This is a genomic window from Ahrensia sp. R2A130 (assembly GCF_000179775.1).
GTDB lineage: Bacteria > Pseudomonadota > Alphaproteobacteria > Rhizobiales > Rhizobiaceae > Pseudahrensia.
Map to the genome: position 1 here is coordinate 72835 of NZ_AEEB01000016.1, position 14439 is coordinate 87273.

General features: G+C 57.2%; 10 protein-coding genes. 8 read left to right on the top strand and 2 right to left on the bottom strand.

Features of this window, described 5'->3' with window-relative positions:
* Nucleotides 1-689 precede the first annotated feature (689 nt).
* A complete protein-coding gene (locus tag R2A130_RS09025) occupies nucleotides 690-1688 on the bottom strand; it encodes an RES family NAD+ phosphorylase (RefSeq protein WP_083804248.1) in 999 nt (332 codons plus the stop codon).
* 327 nt (nucleotides 1689-2015) lie between these two features.
* Between R2A130_RS09025 and lepA the strand changes: the two genes are divergently transcribed.
* From lepA to trmB, 8 genes are all read left to right on the top strand, one after another.
* Nucleotides 2016-3818 carry a translation elongation factor 4 gene (gene lepA, locus R2A130_RS09030; RefSeq protein ID WP_009464760.1) on the top strand — a complete coding sequence of 601 codons (1803 nt, stop codon included), beginning with the start codon at nucleotides 2016-2018 and terminating at the stop codon, nucleotides 3816-3818.
* A 2-nt stretch (nucleotides 3819-3820) separates the two neighbouring features.
* Nucleotides 3821-4336, top strand: coding sequence for an alkylphosphonate utilization protein (locus tag R2A130_RS19140; RefSeq protein WP_009464761.1), 516 nt, complete (start codon nucleotides 3821-3823; stop codon nucleotides 4334-4336).
* Nucleotides 4337-4532: 196 nt separating this feature from the next.
* A complete protein-coding gene (locus tag R2A130_RS09040; RefSeq protein WP_009464762.1) occupies nucleotides 4533-7559 on the top strand; it encodes a calcium-binding protein in 3027 nt (1008 codons plus the stop codon).
* Between the two features lie 271 nt (nucleotides 7560-7830).
* Nucleotides 7831-8190 carry a BA14K family protein gene (locus R2A130_RS17560; RefSeq protein ID WP_009464764.1) on the top strand — a complete coding sequence of 120 codons (360 nt, stop codon included), beginning with the start codon at nucleotides 7831-7833 and terminating at the stop codon, nucleotides 8188-8190.
* A gap of 195 nt (nucleotides 8191-8385) precedes the next feature.
* Nucleotides 8386-10053 (top strand): apolipoprotein N-acyltransferase, encoded by a 1668-nt coding sequence (gene lnt / locus R2A130_RS09050; protein WP_050786103.1) that lies wholly within the window; start codon nucleotides 8386-8388, stop codon nucleotides 10051-10053.
* A 66-nt stretch (nucleotides 10054-10119) separates the two neighbouring features.
* On the top strand, nucleotides 10120-10578 hold the full coding sequence (locus tag R2A130_RS09055) for a helix-turn-helix domain-containing protein (RefSeq protein WP_371179392.1): 459 nt from the start codon (nucleotides 10120-10122) through the stop codon (nucleotides 10576-10578).
* Between the two features lie 335 nt (nucleotides 10579-10913).
* Nucleotides 10914-12119: a methionine adenosyltransferase gene (gene metK / locus R2A130_RS09060; protein WP_009464767.1), complete on the top strand. Its 1206-nt coding sequence runs from the start codon at nucleotides 10914-10916 to the stop codon at nucleotides 12117-12119.
* Nucleotides 12120-12124: 5 nt separating this feature from the next.
* On the top strand, nucleotides 12125-12865 hold the full coding sequence (gene trmB / locus R2A130_RS09065) for a tRNA (guanosine(46)-N7)-methyltransferase TrmB (protein WP_009464768.1): 741 nt from the start codon (nucleotides 12125-12127) through the stop codon (nucleotides 12863-12865).
* Nucleotides 12866-12946: 81 nt separating this feature from the next.
* On the opposite strand, the gene R2A130_RS09070 is transcribed toward trmB, so the two are convergent.
* Complete coding sequence (locus R2A130_RS09070; protein WP_009464769.1) at nucleotides 12947-14425, bottom strand: murein L,D-transpeptidase; 1479 nt, start codon at nucleotides 14423-14425, stop codon at nucleotides 12947-12949.
* Nucleotides 14426-14439 lie beyond the last annotated feature (14 nt).

Below are 14439 nucleotides of genomic sequence, written 5' to 3' on the forward strand. Positions count from 1 at the left end.
TGACGTGAGGTAGCGAATACAGGGAAGCATCGGCGTTTATTCTCTTGCTCTCGTTTCGTTGCGAAGTGGTTCCCCGCCGGAGCCTGTCATCGGGCTTGACCCGTGGGCGGGGATGACAGTGGTTGGGTGGGGTTAGGACGTGCAGAAATATCGATCCGCCTCACAACGTCCGAGCGATAGGCAGGCGGCGAAGAGCCGCCCGGCGCTAGTTGCGCCGCGCCCGCGCAGCGAAGGCCACTTGTGGCCGACAGCGTGAGCGCAAAGATGAGCCAGCGGGACGAAGGTCTTCATCTCATGCCGGTAGTTTACGGCGAGGGTGACGAACACCTCCGCCCCGCTCGATCCTGCTGCACAGACATCTCTCAGCCTGCAAGTCGGCCCCCATCCGCGATACGTTCCAGTTTGAAACGCAAGTCCTGCATCGACAGGACACACCGTTACCGGTGCCGCGACACTACCCTGTAAACCGCCCGAGTGTTGGCGTTTGGCGTGTGGCATCCGACGCTCCGCCCGGTACCGAACGTTACTCGGCCTGCTACGGAAAGATCGCCCCCGCACAGTCATCAGGTCGGTCCGGACGACCGGCTCATGCGCGAGAGAATGGTGAGTATGGGGGAGGGGAGGAGTGCGAGGATAGATTTCGCAGCTAACGGGCTGACCGGCGACGACTTACCTTGAGTTGCAAAAGATTAAAAGCCAACGGGTCCCAAATTGATGTGATATTCGACCCTTTCGAGCATTACGCTGTTAATTCCGAGAGCGGAGAGCTTCCTTCGTTTCAACGGTCTTCCGAAGAGTGCGAGATTTCGCACAACTTTGCGATTTTCTTGTTCTTGCCAGAGCGTGTGTCGCCGAGCCGACATCCCAAACACTGTCCCTACCGTTTCTGCGCCAGAGCGGAGCCGACTGAAGTAGGAAGGATAGACAACTCCGTCAAAACCAGCTTCTTCCACGGCATCTGCGATTGCGCGCGTTATCTTATATGCATGCTCTCCTGCTAGAAATGTAAACAGGACGGCAAGATCTAAACTCTCAAAGTCAGTAACCTGTTCTGTGGGAATAGCTGTTAAGTCGAGAAGTCTCAAATCAGTCTCGCAACGCAAGGTCGCTACGTAAAGTCGATCATCCACTGCTGCCCGAACTTCATGGATGCAGGTTTCCAAATCTTGAGAGGCATACATTATCGGTTTTCCAACCCTACAAAACCGTCCGTGTCCTTGTTTATTGGCAGGAGGTGAATCGTATTGCTTCTCGTCATTCGGCTTATCTGGATTGACTCGCAGACGATACAGTTCCGAACCCTCGCGGAGAATTTTCGTTGGGTACTCTTCAAGTATGCGCGCGATAATTATCCGACGGCGTGATTGGTCCTGCAAATCCTCAAGTGGTTCGATATGGCCGAGCATCCAAAGATTTGGTCCGTAGTGAAACACTCGTAAATCAGTGATTTGGCGAAGTATTTCTGCGTCATGACCTATAGCGCCACTAAATTCATCACCGCTATTTGTTTCGTTGATTTCAAGCATCGGAGCAGCGCCAAAATCAAACCTCTCAAATGAACCTTTAACAAAAAATCCTAGCGCTACTTCAACCAGAATTCCGCGTGTAAGTTTTCTTGAACCAATGGTGCCACAACGCAGGCACTTCGATGGATCAGTCGTGCCGGCCTGATTAGCCGAATATCTCATGCCAGGGTCAGCGAAACACTTACAACAGCATACATACGGATCGTCAGTTAAAGGTAATTTTCCCACGGTTCTAAAATTCGATCTTATTCTAAATAGTAATCAACTTTGAACGCCCAAATTTACTTATTCAAGTTTAATCTGCATGTCATTTTTGGAATTCAATCTGCGTTGATGTCAGTTTTGCCCACCGGAGCGAACAGCGACCGGACGTCGTCCGCGCTCGCGCAGCGAAGCCCGTAGGGCGACAGCGTGAGCGCAAACGAACAGCGGATTTCCCCGCGACAAGTTCCCGCTTGCTACAGGCGTCATTGGTGCTAAATCCACCACATGACCGAGCTTTCCAAAATCCGCAATTTCTCCATCGTCGCGCATATCGACCATGGCAAATCCACCGTCGCCGACCGGCTGATCCAGATGTGCGGAGGTCTCACCAATCGTGAGATGTCGGAGCAAGTGCTCGACAACATGGATATCGAGCGCGAGCGCGGCATCACCATCAAGGCGCAGACGGTGCGGTTGCACTACACGGCCAAGGACGGCGAGGAATACGTTCTCAATCTTATCGATACACCCGGCCACGTGGACTTCGCCTATGAAGTGTCGCGGTCGCTTTCTGCGTGTGAAGGTTCGCTGCTGGTGGTGGACGCCTCGCAGGGCGTGGAAGCGCAGACGCTCGCCAACGTTTATCAGGCCATCGATAACGACCACGAGATCGTCACGGTGCTGAACAAGATCGACCTGCCCGCCGCCGAACCGGAGCGCGTGAAGGAGCAGATCGAAGAGGTGATCGGCATCGACGCCACCGACGCGGTGGAGATTTCCGCCAAGACCGGGCAGGGCATGGAAGACGTGCTGGAAGCCATCGTCACCCGCTTGCCTGCGCCGTCTATCGGCGACCGGAACGCGCCGTTGAAAGCGCTGCTGGTGGACTCGTGGTACGACGCCTATCTCGGCGTCATCGTGCTGGTGCGCGTCATCGACGGCGAACTTCGCAAGGGCCAGACCATCCGCATGATGGGCACGGATGCCAAACATCCGGTCGACCGCGTCGGCGTTATTTCGCCCAAGCTGACCGAGATCGACCATCTCGGCCCCGGTGAAATCGGCTTTATCACAGCTTCGATCAAGGAAGTCGCAGACACCCGCGTGGGTGACACGATCACCGAAGACAAACGCCAGACAGGCAACGCGCTACCGGGCTTCAAGCCAGCGCAGCCTGTTGTGTTCTGCGGCCTGTTTCCGGTGGATGCGGCAGACTTCGAAGACCTGCGTTCAGCGGTCGGCAAGCTGCGGTTGAACGATGCGAGCTTCTCCTACGAGATGGAATCGTCTGCCGCATTGGGCTTCGGTTTCCGTTGCGGTTTCCTGGGCCTGTTGCATCTGGAAATCGTTCAGGAACGCCTTGAGCGTGAGTTCAATCTCGATCTCATCGCCACCGCGCCGAGCGTCGTTTACGACATGCATATGCGCGACGAGACGGTGCTGAACCTGCACAACCCTGCCGACATGCCCGACGTGATGCAGATCATGGAAATCCACGAACCGTGGATCAAGGCGACGATTTTGACGCCGGATGAATACCTCGGTGCGATTTTGAAACTGTGTCAGGACCGCCGTGGTATCCAGACCAACCTCACCTATGCCGGCCCCCGCGCCATGATCGAATATGAATTGCCGCTCAACGAAGTGGTGTTCGATTTCTACGACAGGCTGAAAAGCATCTCGCGCGGCTATGCGTCGTTCGACTACCAGATGAAGGAGTACCGCGAGGGCGATCTCGTGAAACTGTCCGTGCTGGTGAATGGCGAACCGGTGGACGCGCTGTCCATGCTGGTTCACCGCTCGGTCGCTGCCACCCGTGGCCGCGTGATGTGCGAAAAGCTGAAGGATCTTATCCCGAAGCACCTGTTCAAAATTCCGATCCAGGCGGCCATCGGCGGCAACGTCATCGCGCGCGAAACGATCAGCGCCATGCGCAAGGACGTGACCGCGAAATGCTACGGTGGCGACGCCAGCCGCAAGCGCAAGCTGCTCGACAAGCAGAAGGCCGGTAAGAAAAAGATGCGCCAGTTCGGCAAGGTGGAAATACCCCAAACAGCCTTTATCGAAGCGCTGAAGATGGGTGACTAACCATGACAACCTGCGCGCTTTGCGACGCGCCGGACGCTTCGCCATTTAAGGTCGAGCCGGACACGGTTGCCGTCTGCGACACCTGCCGCGCCGGTTTGGAAGATGGCGCGAGCGACGACCCGCACTGGCAATGCCTCACGGGCGCGATCTGGAGCACGGAGCCTGCCGTTCAGATTCTCGCTTGGCGTTTGCTGTCGGATATCGATGCACCCTGGGCCAGCGAAACGCTGGAACTGGCCCATCTGGAACCCGACGTTCTGGCGCGAGCGCAAGCCGGTATTTCCGTTGCCGATAATGAGCAAATCATCCACCGAGACAGCAACGGCGCGGTGCTGGAAGCTGGCGACACTGTCACCCTCATCAAGGATTTGCCAGTCAAAGGCGCAGGCTTCACCGCCAAACGCGGCACATCGGTGCGGGGTATTTCGCTGGTTGCCGACAATGCCGACCAAATAGAAGGCCGCGTCGACGGCCAGCGCATCGTAATCCTGTGTCAATATGTGAAACGGGCGGGCTAGCAGGCTATGGTTGGCAACGATGCTGGTGTTTGCTTCTGCCCTTCCGCGAACTCACTGCGCCACGGCAACTTTCTCTAAGAGTGTGATTTCGCACACCATCTCGCGCCATACACCATCTGGTATATGGTGTTTTCTATAGCCCTCATTTATCTTTATTCCCGCGGCGCATATTTCGCGGCGCGCAAGGGGAATTCTGATGGCCGATTTCAATCACTTTGCGATACTCAGCAACGTTCTCAACAAGACCCGCTGGCTCGATAATCTTGTTTGGGATGTAGAAGACGGGCAGTTCGACCGGACCATTCTCAATTACGAGAACGTCACGGTCCACATTCTGTCCGATAACAATGACCTTCTCACGAGCGGCATTTCAGATGGTTTTATAGACGGCGTTATATCGGGCATCGAGCTGCGTTCGGCGGACGGAACAGAACTGTACGAGTCGATCACGGGTTTGGAGCTTGATGCCAAAACTTTCAGCACTGCGTTTCCCGCGACTGGGTCCTTCGTAGCCGCTGGCGGTCTCGACCATTTCGCTCGCGCCAACGCTATCACGGTTTCCGATCATTACGGCAACGCGACATCGTGGGACGGCTTGATCTATGGCGGCGAGAATATTTTTCAGGTCAGCATCGATTTCGACAACTTTCTCACCATAAGCGGTGCAGGCGGCCTAAACGACAGGATTGATTACCGCTTTGCTCCCGATGGTTCCTTCGCAACTTACGGCGTGGCTGTTGACCTCAACAATGTTGGTCCGGGCAACAATATTTTCACTTTAGATATTTTCCGAACCGGTGTCGCAAGCACTTATGTACCGGGCCAGATATCGCCTCTGACCCCGCACACCCTGACCGGTATCAACCACGTTACCGGAACCATAAACGACGATCTGTTGACAGGGCGCATGTGGTTCGAAGGTCCGTCTGGATTTGAAACTGCTGCGCAGCTTGATCTGATCGAAGGGCGCGGTGGTAGCCGCCTCGTTGGTGGCGCTGGCGACGATATTTTGCAGAACGGCTATTTTCTAGACGGCGGTGATGGAGACGACGTGTTGATGCCGATGCGAGGTGGTATCTTTGCGGCTGAGACACTGAAAGACGGTGCCGGTGTCATCGAAACTCTCGTCATCGATGGTGCAACAGTCAACGGCGGTGCTGGTGATGATATATTTGTCGTGCCCAAAACGGGTCTTGGCGGCGTAACCCGCATGACATTTGATGGTGGAGCCGACACTGACACACTCACCTTCAGCAATGATGATGTGGACTCTAGCTTTTACGGATTGCGCGGCTTTACCGGCAACTCGTTCATCGATCTCGGTCTTGGAGCACCAGGGCAGGCTTTGCTGCAGGAAATCATTGCAGGGCCGTTGGGTGATGTTTTCGACATCACTTTGACGGGTATAGAAAACGTCATCGGTACCCTTGGTGTTGACGAGATTTCGGGTAGCCTTGTCGCTAACAAGCTTGAAGGTCGCGACGGCAAGGACATCATCTTCGGACGCAATGGCGATGATGTTCTCGTCGGTGGCAAAGATGCCGATGTGCTTGATGGTGGCGAAGGCTTCGACACCGTTAGCTACTATGATTCCGACGGGGCTGTTGTCATCGATTTGGCCGCACAAACGGCCACCGGCGGCGATGCTGAATCGCTTGGTGGGGTGGGGATTCTACGCGATCAGCTTTCCGGCTTTGAAAGCGCAACCGGTACGGAATATAACGATACTTTGCTTGGCGATGATGGTGTCAATGTGCTCATGGGCCTTGGCGGCAACGACCGTCTTGAAGGCCTTGGCGGAAATGACATCATCTATTCCGGCGATGCGACTTTCGGTTCCCAACCCATTGATGCGCTGGTGCTTCCCACCAATCCGGTCAACGAAAGCGTTGCCACTGCCATTGATCTGACGAACCGCATGACGCTGACGCTTAACGGCGGCAATCCCAACTTCACCCAGAATGGCGAACCCGTTACCAGTGTTCTGGGGCAGGGCGACGGCACCGGCGCGCATTTCTACAAAATCACCGTGGATGAAGAGACCACCAAACTCACCTTCAACACTGTGGCGCAACAAGGCACGGGTGGCTTCGGTGCAGTGCTGAAGATGCAGGTCACAAGACCCAACGGTGTTGTCGACGATGCGCTGGGTTCGTTTGGTCAGTCACAGGTCTACGGTCCCACCAGTATTGCGCTGGCTCCTGGCGAATACACCATTCGCATCTACAACAATGGCGATCCCGAAATCCCCGTTGCAGGCAGTTATGAATTCATCATTCGTGCAGAAGGTTTCCCGGTTGAAGAGCAACGTGGCATGGATGTGCTTATCGGTGGCGCGGGAACGGACCAGCTCTTTGCCGGAGACGGGGAAGATGAACTCATCGGCGGCATCGATGGCGACCTTCTCGATGGTGGTGCCAATAACGACCTGATGGTCGGCGGCACGGGTAACGACATCTATGTCGTTCGTGATGAGGGAGATGTGGTCTTCGAAGAGGCTGATGAAGGCGACGACATCGTCGATACATATGTCAGTTGGGACATGAGCGATCATGTCGAAGTGCTGCGGATGCAGGGCAGCGATGATATCGCTTCCAATGGCACTGAACAGCGCGATCTGATGTTCGGCAATTCCGGTGCAAATTACATCAACGGGGCAGGCGGTGCAGACGTCATGGCAGGCGGAGCCGGCAACGATGTCTATACGGTCGAGAATTCCTACGATGCCGTGGTCGAAGCCTCAGGCGAAGGCTATGACAACGTTTATGCAAAAATCGACTATATCATCCCTGAAGACAGCGAGATCGAGAGTGCTTTGCTTCAGGGAAATGCTGTTGTGTTGCGCGGTTCGAATTCCGACAACCAGTTGATCGGCAATGATGGGGTCAACATTATCGATGGCCGCGGCGGCACCGACTACATGCTGGGCCTCGGTGGCAATGACATATTTCAGATCACGCCGGAAAATGGCGCAGTGGATATTATCGGCGATTTTCAGAACGGGGCGCCGGGTGAGGGGGACCGCATTGCTTTCGCCGGTTTCGATCCGGACAACACGATCATCACACAATTGTCCGCTATTTCCTTCGAGGTGCGCGACACCATGGGCACCATCGAGACCTTCGATGATATCGCCCAGCAGTTCCAGCTTTTCGATGGCTACAACACCGGCACCTACACCGGTGGCGAACTCGTTTTCAACGAAGATTATTATTTCGGATAAGGCCGCGCTGGTTACTGATCAGGAAAGTGCCGGTTACGTTGTAGGTGCAACTGTAAAGCTGCACCTACATTATCGTTGCGAGCACATTTCGCATTACCGGCCCAAGCGATTTCAGCGCTCACCTTTTGCCTTTGTGGGTCTGCTGCAATCCTTTTCCACACTGTGCCAAACCGCACATCCATTCTCATCGGCCCGGCGTAAGTTTATCTCACGCCGCAGGGGAATACCTCCCGCATCCGGCGCACAACCTGAACGCCCTTAGGAGGCTAAAATGCTCACTCTGCGCCGCACTGCCAACATCACCATTTCCGCCGCTGTTGTTACAGCGACGATCCTCATTTCCGCCATGGCCAACACCGCATATGCCGGCAAGCGCGAACGCCTCGTCGGCGCCGGTATTATCGCCGGTGTCGTGGGCACCGCCATCATCGGCCGCGAGGTTCGCAAGTCCCGTAAGCGCTCCTACCGCCGTGGCTACGAAGATGCCCAGTATGATCGTCGTGCCCGCCGCAGCCGTGAAAGCCGCTGGGAACGCCACGTCCGCCGCTGCTACGCCGCTTACCGCAGCTATGACGAGCGCTCCGACACTTACGTTTCCTACAACGGCCGCGAGCGTCGCTGCCGTAAGTAACGACTTCTTTCAGGCCTCTGGCCACTTGTATTTCCAGTAAACCGGGAGTGAGGGAAACCTCGCTCCCGGTTTTGCTTTGTCGGCGGCACTACCATTCGTTCCGCCGTTCGTTGCATCTTCCGTTGCATTGACCCGCCACCACGCGCGACGCAAACACACGGGCAGGGGATTTCAACCGATTCGTCGCGGAGCGTGATGGTGGCCAACACAACATCAGCCGGACCAATAACAGCCTTTCTGGAGCGGTTGGCAGGGGCCATCATCTTGCTACACGGCTGGCGTGGTGCGCTGGTCACGCTGCTGGCGGGTGCTGCCACCGCGCTGTCGCTAGCCCCGCTGCATATCTCGCCTGTTCTGTTCCTCACGCTGCCTATTTTGATCTGGCGGTTGGACGGATCTCTGCCTGCCCCCCGCAAAGACGGCGCATTGCCGGGTACGATGGCGAAAGCCATGGCGTTCTTTCGCACCGGCTGGCTGTTCGGCTTCGGATACCATTTGGCCGGTCTCTATTGGATAGGCGCAGCGTTCCTCGTGGATGCTGGTGAGTTCGCGATTTTTCTGCCCTTTGCAGTGGTTGCGCTGCCTGCGGGTCTCGCCATTTTCACCGGCCTCGGCTGCGCCTTGGCGCGCATGGCGTGGGAACCGGGCTGGCGGCGCATCGCCATGTTGGCGGCAACGCTCACACTGGCTGAAATGGCGCGGGGCATGTTGTTCACGGGCTTTCCGTGGAACCTGTTCGGCTATGCGATCATGCCGACGCCGATGCTGATGCAAACCGCGTCGCTGTTCGGTGCATATGGCGTGACGTGGCTCGCTTTGGCGATAGGCGGTGCGTTGGCGTTGTTCTCGCCGGAACCCATGCGCCGCGGTCCATGGCTTGCCGTCACGGTTGCGCTGATCGCAACTCATGTGGGTTTCGGCGCCTATCGTTTGGGCACCAGCGAAACGACGACCGTAGAGGGCGTGAACATCCGCATCGTGCAGCCTGCCATCGCGCAGGAAGAGAAATGGCTCGGCACCAACGAAGACGAGATAATGGCGCGCTATCTCGACCTCACCAATGCCAATCGCGGGCCGAAAGCTTCGTCTGCGGCTGACTTCACCCATATCATCTGGCCGGAATCCGCCTTTCCATTCATCCTGACCCAGCGTGCCGATCGCCTGTCACAAATCGCAAATGCGCTTCCGGACACGACCACACTCATCACCGGTGCCATGAGGGTGGATGAAAGTGTTGAATCGCCGTCGGGCGGTCCCGCCGTGTTCAACGCGGTTTATGCAATTGACGGCTCAGGCCAAATTCTTGCCGCGCGAGACAAGACGCATCTGGTGCCATTTGGCGAGTATCTGCCGTTCCAGAACGTTCTCGAATCCATCGGTCTGCGGCAGCTTACAAATCTTCCCGGTGGCTTCGCGCAGGGGCAAGAACGTAGCTTTATCGATCTGCCCGATGCACCGACGCTGCTCGCGCTCATCTGCTACGAAATCATCTTTCCCGGCAATGCGCTGCCAGCCGCGCAAGAGCGCCCTGGCTGGATCGTGAACGTCACGAATGACGCCTGGTACGGGCAAACCGCAGGTCCCTACCAACACCTGCACCAGACGCGAGTGCGCGCGGTGGAAGAGGGCATTCCCGTCGTTCGCGCGGCCAATTCGGGCATCTCGATGATGATCGATGCCTATGGCAGCAGCCGTGGCCAGCTTGGTTTGGGCCAGCGCGGTGTGGTCGATGCGGCACTGCCAACACCCTCTCCTCCAACGGTTTTTTCCAGTTTGGGCAATCTCCCCGTTTTCGTTTTTGTTTGCCTCTGGATAATCGCTTTGGTAGGCCTCGCGAAAGCAAAGCCCGCCAAGGTTGTATAAGGTTGGGTTGAATGCGGTCGAGGGCGGCGGCTGGCAAACATCACGGCATTTGAGTTGTGAAACAGGATGAGCATGGCTGAAAAGAAAACTCCGAACCCGATCGACATTCATGTGGGCAGCCGCGTGCGCCTGCGCCGGACCATGCAGGGCATGAGCCAGGAAAAGCTGGGCGATGCATTGGGCATCACGTTCCAGCAAATTCAGAAATACGAAAAAGGCACCAACCGCATCGGTGCCAGCCGCATGCAACAGATTTCGTCTGCGCTGGACGTGCCGGTTGCCTTCTTCTTCGAAGACGCGCCTGCCGACGTGATCAACAACGCCACCGGTATGCACGAAACTTCTGCCACGACCTATGTGGTGGATTTCCTGTCCAGCCCGGAAGGCATTCAGTTGAACCGCGCTTTCGTGCGCATAACCAGCCCTGCCATTCGCCGCCGTGTCATCGAAATGGTGCGCACTTTGGCTGATGAGGTTGGCGTGCCGGAAGGCGAAAACACAGACGGTCAGCCGCCAATAACGTGATAAAAGGTTAGACTTGGCTCGGTTTGCGCTCTTAAGGCGCAGAACCTGTTGCAGCCTTACAATTAATCCGTGCGCCGTTCACCAAGCCTGCAGCCTTGGCTTGATATTATCGGGGGCGGATGACATGGGAGCGCAGTCTTTCGTACCGCTGGTATTGCGATCCTGCGGAAGACGTCGATGAGGGGAAATTGCCGGTTCCGGCGCTTCCCGAACCACAGTTCTCGTGATCACGAAATCGGTCAATCCCGGCCGGTTCGTTCACGCTCTTTGGCAGCGATGGCGCGAAAGACGCTGGAGCTCGCCAACAGGAAAACCATCCAAGAAAGCCCCGCACTATGGCACGCTCAAATTACACCTTCACCTCCGAGTCCGTTTCCGAAGGCCACCCCGACAAGGTCTCCGACCGCATTTCCGACGAAGTGGTGGACCTGTTCTACCGCCGCGCTGCCGAAGTCGGCATGGACCCGTGGGATGTGCGCTGCGCAGCTGAAACGCTGGTGACCACCAACCGCGTCGTCATCGCAGGTGAAATGCGAGGCCCCAAGGGCGAGGGTGAAGTCACCACCGAAGAAATTATCGCCGCAGCCCGCGCCGCGATCAAAGACATCGGCTACGAGCAGTCCGGCTTCCACCATGAGCACGCTGAAATCACCGTGTTGCTGCACGACCAGTCCGCCCACATCGCGCAGGGCGTCGATGATGGTACGGGCGAGCACAAGGAAGAGGGTGCCGGCGACCAGGGCATCATGTTCGGCTATGCGTCGAACGAGACCGAAGCGCTCATGCCCGCGCCGCTTTATTACTCCCACAAAATTCTCGAAGAGCTGGCCAAGAAGCGCCACAGCGGCGAACTCGACCAGCTTCTGCCGGACGCAAAAAGCCAGGTCTCCGTCGTCTATGAAAACGGCAAACCGGTTCGCGCGTCCTCCATCGTGCTGTCCACGCAGCATAAGGGCGAAGACCAGACCTCAGCCGACATCCGCGCCATGGTCGAACCCACCATCCGCGACGTGCTGCCCGATGGCTGGATCACCGACGACACCGTCTGGCACGTGAACCCGACCGGCACCTTCGTCATCGGCGGTCCCGATGGTGACGCTGGCCTGACCGGTCGTAAGATCATCGTCGACACATACGGCGGTGCAGCCCCCCACGGTGGTGGCGCATTCTCCGGCAAAGACCCGACCAAGGTCGACCGCTCGGCTGCTTACGTGTCGCGCTATCTCGCCAAGAACATCGTGGCCGCTGGCATCGCTGACTGGTGCACCATCCAGCTATCCTATGCGATTGGCGTGGCCCAGCCGCAGTCGCTTTACGTCGATACCGGCGGACAAGCGGATGATGCGAAAATCGAAAAAGCGATCCGCTCGCTCATGACCCTGACACCGCGCAACATCCGCGAGAAGTTGGACCTCAACAAACCCATCTACGCAAAGACCGCCGCTTATGGCCACTTTGGCCGCACACCCACCGATGAAGGTCATTTCTCCTGGGAGAAAACCGACCTCGTGGACGCGCTCAAAGCTGCGATGGCTGAGTAACTGTAATGACGGGCGGCGGGGAAGATACGACAGAAGAGCCCCGCCGTTCACGCTCCACCGAGAGCTTTTACGGTCGCCGCAAAGGCCCACCGCTCCATGGCCGCAAAGCGCAGTTCATGGATGACATGCTGCCGAAACTTGCGCTCGATCTGAACGAACCGGCACCTGCCAACCTTGCTGATCTATTTCCCGACAAAAATGATGCTGGCCCAACCGCTTTCAAAATGGAAATCGGCTTCGGCGGCGGTGAGCATCTTGCCGGTCAGGCCAAAGGTGAACCCGACACTGGCTTTATCGGCATCGAGCCTTTCATCAACGGCATGGCCAAGATGTTGGGTAAGATCACCGATGATGATCTGACTAATGTTCGCTTGCATGATGATGACGCGGTGCAGGTGTTGGACTGGTTGCCTGAAGCCAGTCTCGACCGTGTCGATCTTCTCTATCCCGACCCATGGCCGAAAGTGCGCCATTGGAAGCGCCGCTTCGTCGGACAAGCCAATCTCGAACGTATTCACCGGGTGCTAAAACCCGGCGGATATTTCCGATTTGCAAGCGACATCGACACCTACATCAACTGGACGCTGCAGCACGTAAATCGTCACGGAAAATTCCAATGGCAGGCCGAAACTGCCGCCGATTGGAACGAGCCATGGGAAGGCTGGACGCGAACACGCTATGAGGCAAAAGCCATCCGCGAGGGTAGGCCGCCTTGTTATTTGGTGTTTGCGAAGGCGCAGGACTGATCTGATCTACGAAGCTCTTCCCACACAAAAATTGTCATCCCCGCCTACGCGGGGATGACAGCTTTGGTTTAGTGAGCCCCGTTAGTTCGCCTGAATTTCCCGCGGCACGATACGGATTTCCGGCAACGCCTCACCCTCCAACGGAGCCAACGCCTCACCGCCAATCGGCGGTGGCGTGGCCCGTGTTTCTGCCTCTTCCAAAACATCGCCGTTCAAGGTCGGTTCAGTACCAGCGAGTGGCGGTAGCGGTGCAACTTCGACACTGTTATCGATCGGTGCTTGCGGGTCCACTTGCTCCAGCACTGATGGAGCATTAACCGGAAACGGGTCTGTGCCGGAGTTGAAATCGTCAGATGGAGGCGGTGCCAGTTGCTGCGCATCCTCCGCATCGCGTCCATAAATATCCGGGCGGAACTGGATGAAACCCTGCCGCCCCAGCCACGCCGTCATGTAAGCCAGATGCACCGGCGTGGGTTGTTCCAGCTTCACCCGTGTGCGCTCACCGGACGCCACCACCTCGTCGATCTTCGCACGATCCCAACCGTTCGCGGCCAGCAGATATTCGGCCAACTCGCGCGGGCGGTGCAGGCGCACGCAGCCGTGGCTGAAGGCGCGCACGGTTTTGCTGAACAGGCTCTTGGCCTGCGTGTCGTGCAGATAGACATTGTGCTTGTTGGGGAAGAGAAACTTCATGTCCCCCAGTGCATTGCTCGGTCCGGGCCGCTGGCGGATGCGAAACGGCAGGTTGTCGTCCTTGTATTTCGTCCACGCAATCTGCGAGACGGGCACGACTTGATCGCCATTCACCACCTCGTAGCCCTGGCTGTCGGCCTTCGCGAGCGTGGCTGCGCCCTTCATGTAATCCAGCTTCAACTCTTTGTTGGCGATGGACGCGGGCACGTTCCAGTACGGGTTGATCTCTATGGTTTTGATCAGGTCAGAAAATTCCGGCGTGGAGTGGTAATCCTTGCCCACCACGACCTTCATATCGAGCACGGTTTTTTCGCCTTCGATCACTTCCAGTTCGAAACCGGCCATATTCACCAGCACAAAACGGTCGCCCAAAGACGCGGGCATGTTGTCCCAACGGCGCTGGTTGATGCGCAGTTGCTCCAACCGCTTTTCAACCGGCACGTTCATCGATGCCAAAGTTGCGGGGCCAACGGCACCGTCCGGTTCCTGCCCGTTGCGGTTTTGAAACGCGACGACAGCTTCTTTCAGCGCCGCATCGAACATCGTGCTTTGCGTGTCTTCACCCAGATAATCACCGGTGATGTAGAGGCGCTGGCGCAGGATCGGCACGCGCGGATCATCAACGCCAACAGACAACGTTCCGCCCTCCGGCACCTGTGGCCAGCCGCCGGATTGTGCGATCTGCGTGTAGAAGGTGATGCCCGTCGCCAACCCGCGATAAAAGCGGTTTTTGGAGCCGTCAGCTGCAGGTTCGGCTTGGGCCGCAGCCTCCGGCGTGGCGGTGGTATCCTGCGCGAACAATACGCCCGGCGTCGATAGTGCCGTTGCCAGCGCTAGCAGCGCCGCTAATCCTGTGCGGTGGTACATGGTGTCGTCTCCTG

Excerpts from the sequence above, each read along its gene's own strand:
- lnt (WP_050786103.1), top strand. The coding sequence starts at position 8,386 with ATGGTGGCCAACACAACATCAGCCGGACCAATAACAGCCTTTCTGGAG.
- R2A130_RS09055 (WP_371179392.1), top strand. The coding sequence starts at position 10,120 with ATGAGCATGGCTGAAAAGAAAACTCCGAACCCGATCGACATTCATGTG.
- R2A130_RS09070 (WP_009464769.1), bottom strand. The coding sequence starts at position 14,425 with ATGTACCACCGCACAGGATTAGCGGCGCTGCTAGCGCTGGCAACGGCA.
- metK (WP_009464767.1), top strand. The coding sequence starts at position 10,914 with ATGGCACGCTCAAATTACACCTTCACCTCCGAGTCCGTTTCCGAAGGC.
- lepA (WP_009464760.1), top strand. The coding sequence starts at position 2,016 with ATGACCGAGCTTTCCAAAATCCGCAATTTCTCCATCGTCGCGCATATC.
- R2A130_RS17560 (WP_009464764.1), top strand. The coding sequence starts at position 7,831 with ATGCTCACTCTGCGCCGCACTGCCAACATCACCATTTCCGCCGCTGTT.
- R2A130_RS09025 (WP_083804248.1), bottom strand. The coding sequence starts at position 1,688 with ATGAGATATTCGGCTAATCAGGCCGGCACGACTGATCCATCGAAGTGC.
- R2A130_RS09040 (WP_009464762.1), top strand. The coding sequence starts at position 4,533 with ATGGCCGATTTCAATCACTTTGCGATACTCAGCAACGTTCTCAACAAG.
- trmB (WP_009464768.1), top strand. The coding sequence starts at position 12,125 with ATGACGGGCGGCGGGGAAGATACGACAGAAGAGCCCCGCCGTTCACGC.
- R2A130_RS19140 (WP_009464761.1), top strand. The coding sequence starts at position 3,821 with ATGACAACCTGCGCGCTTTGCGACGCGCCGGACGCTTCGCCATTTAAG.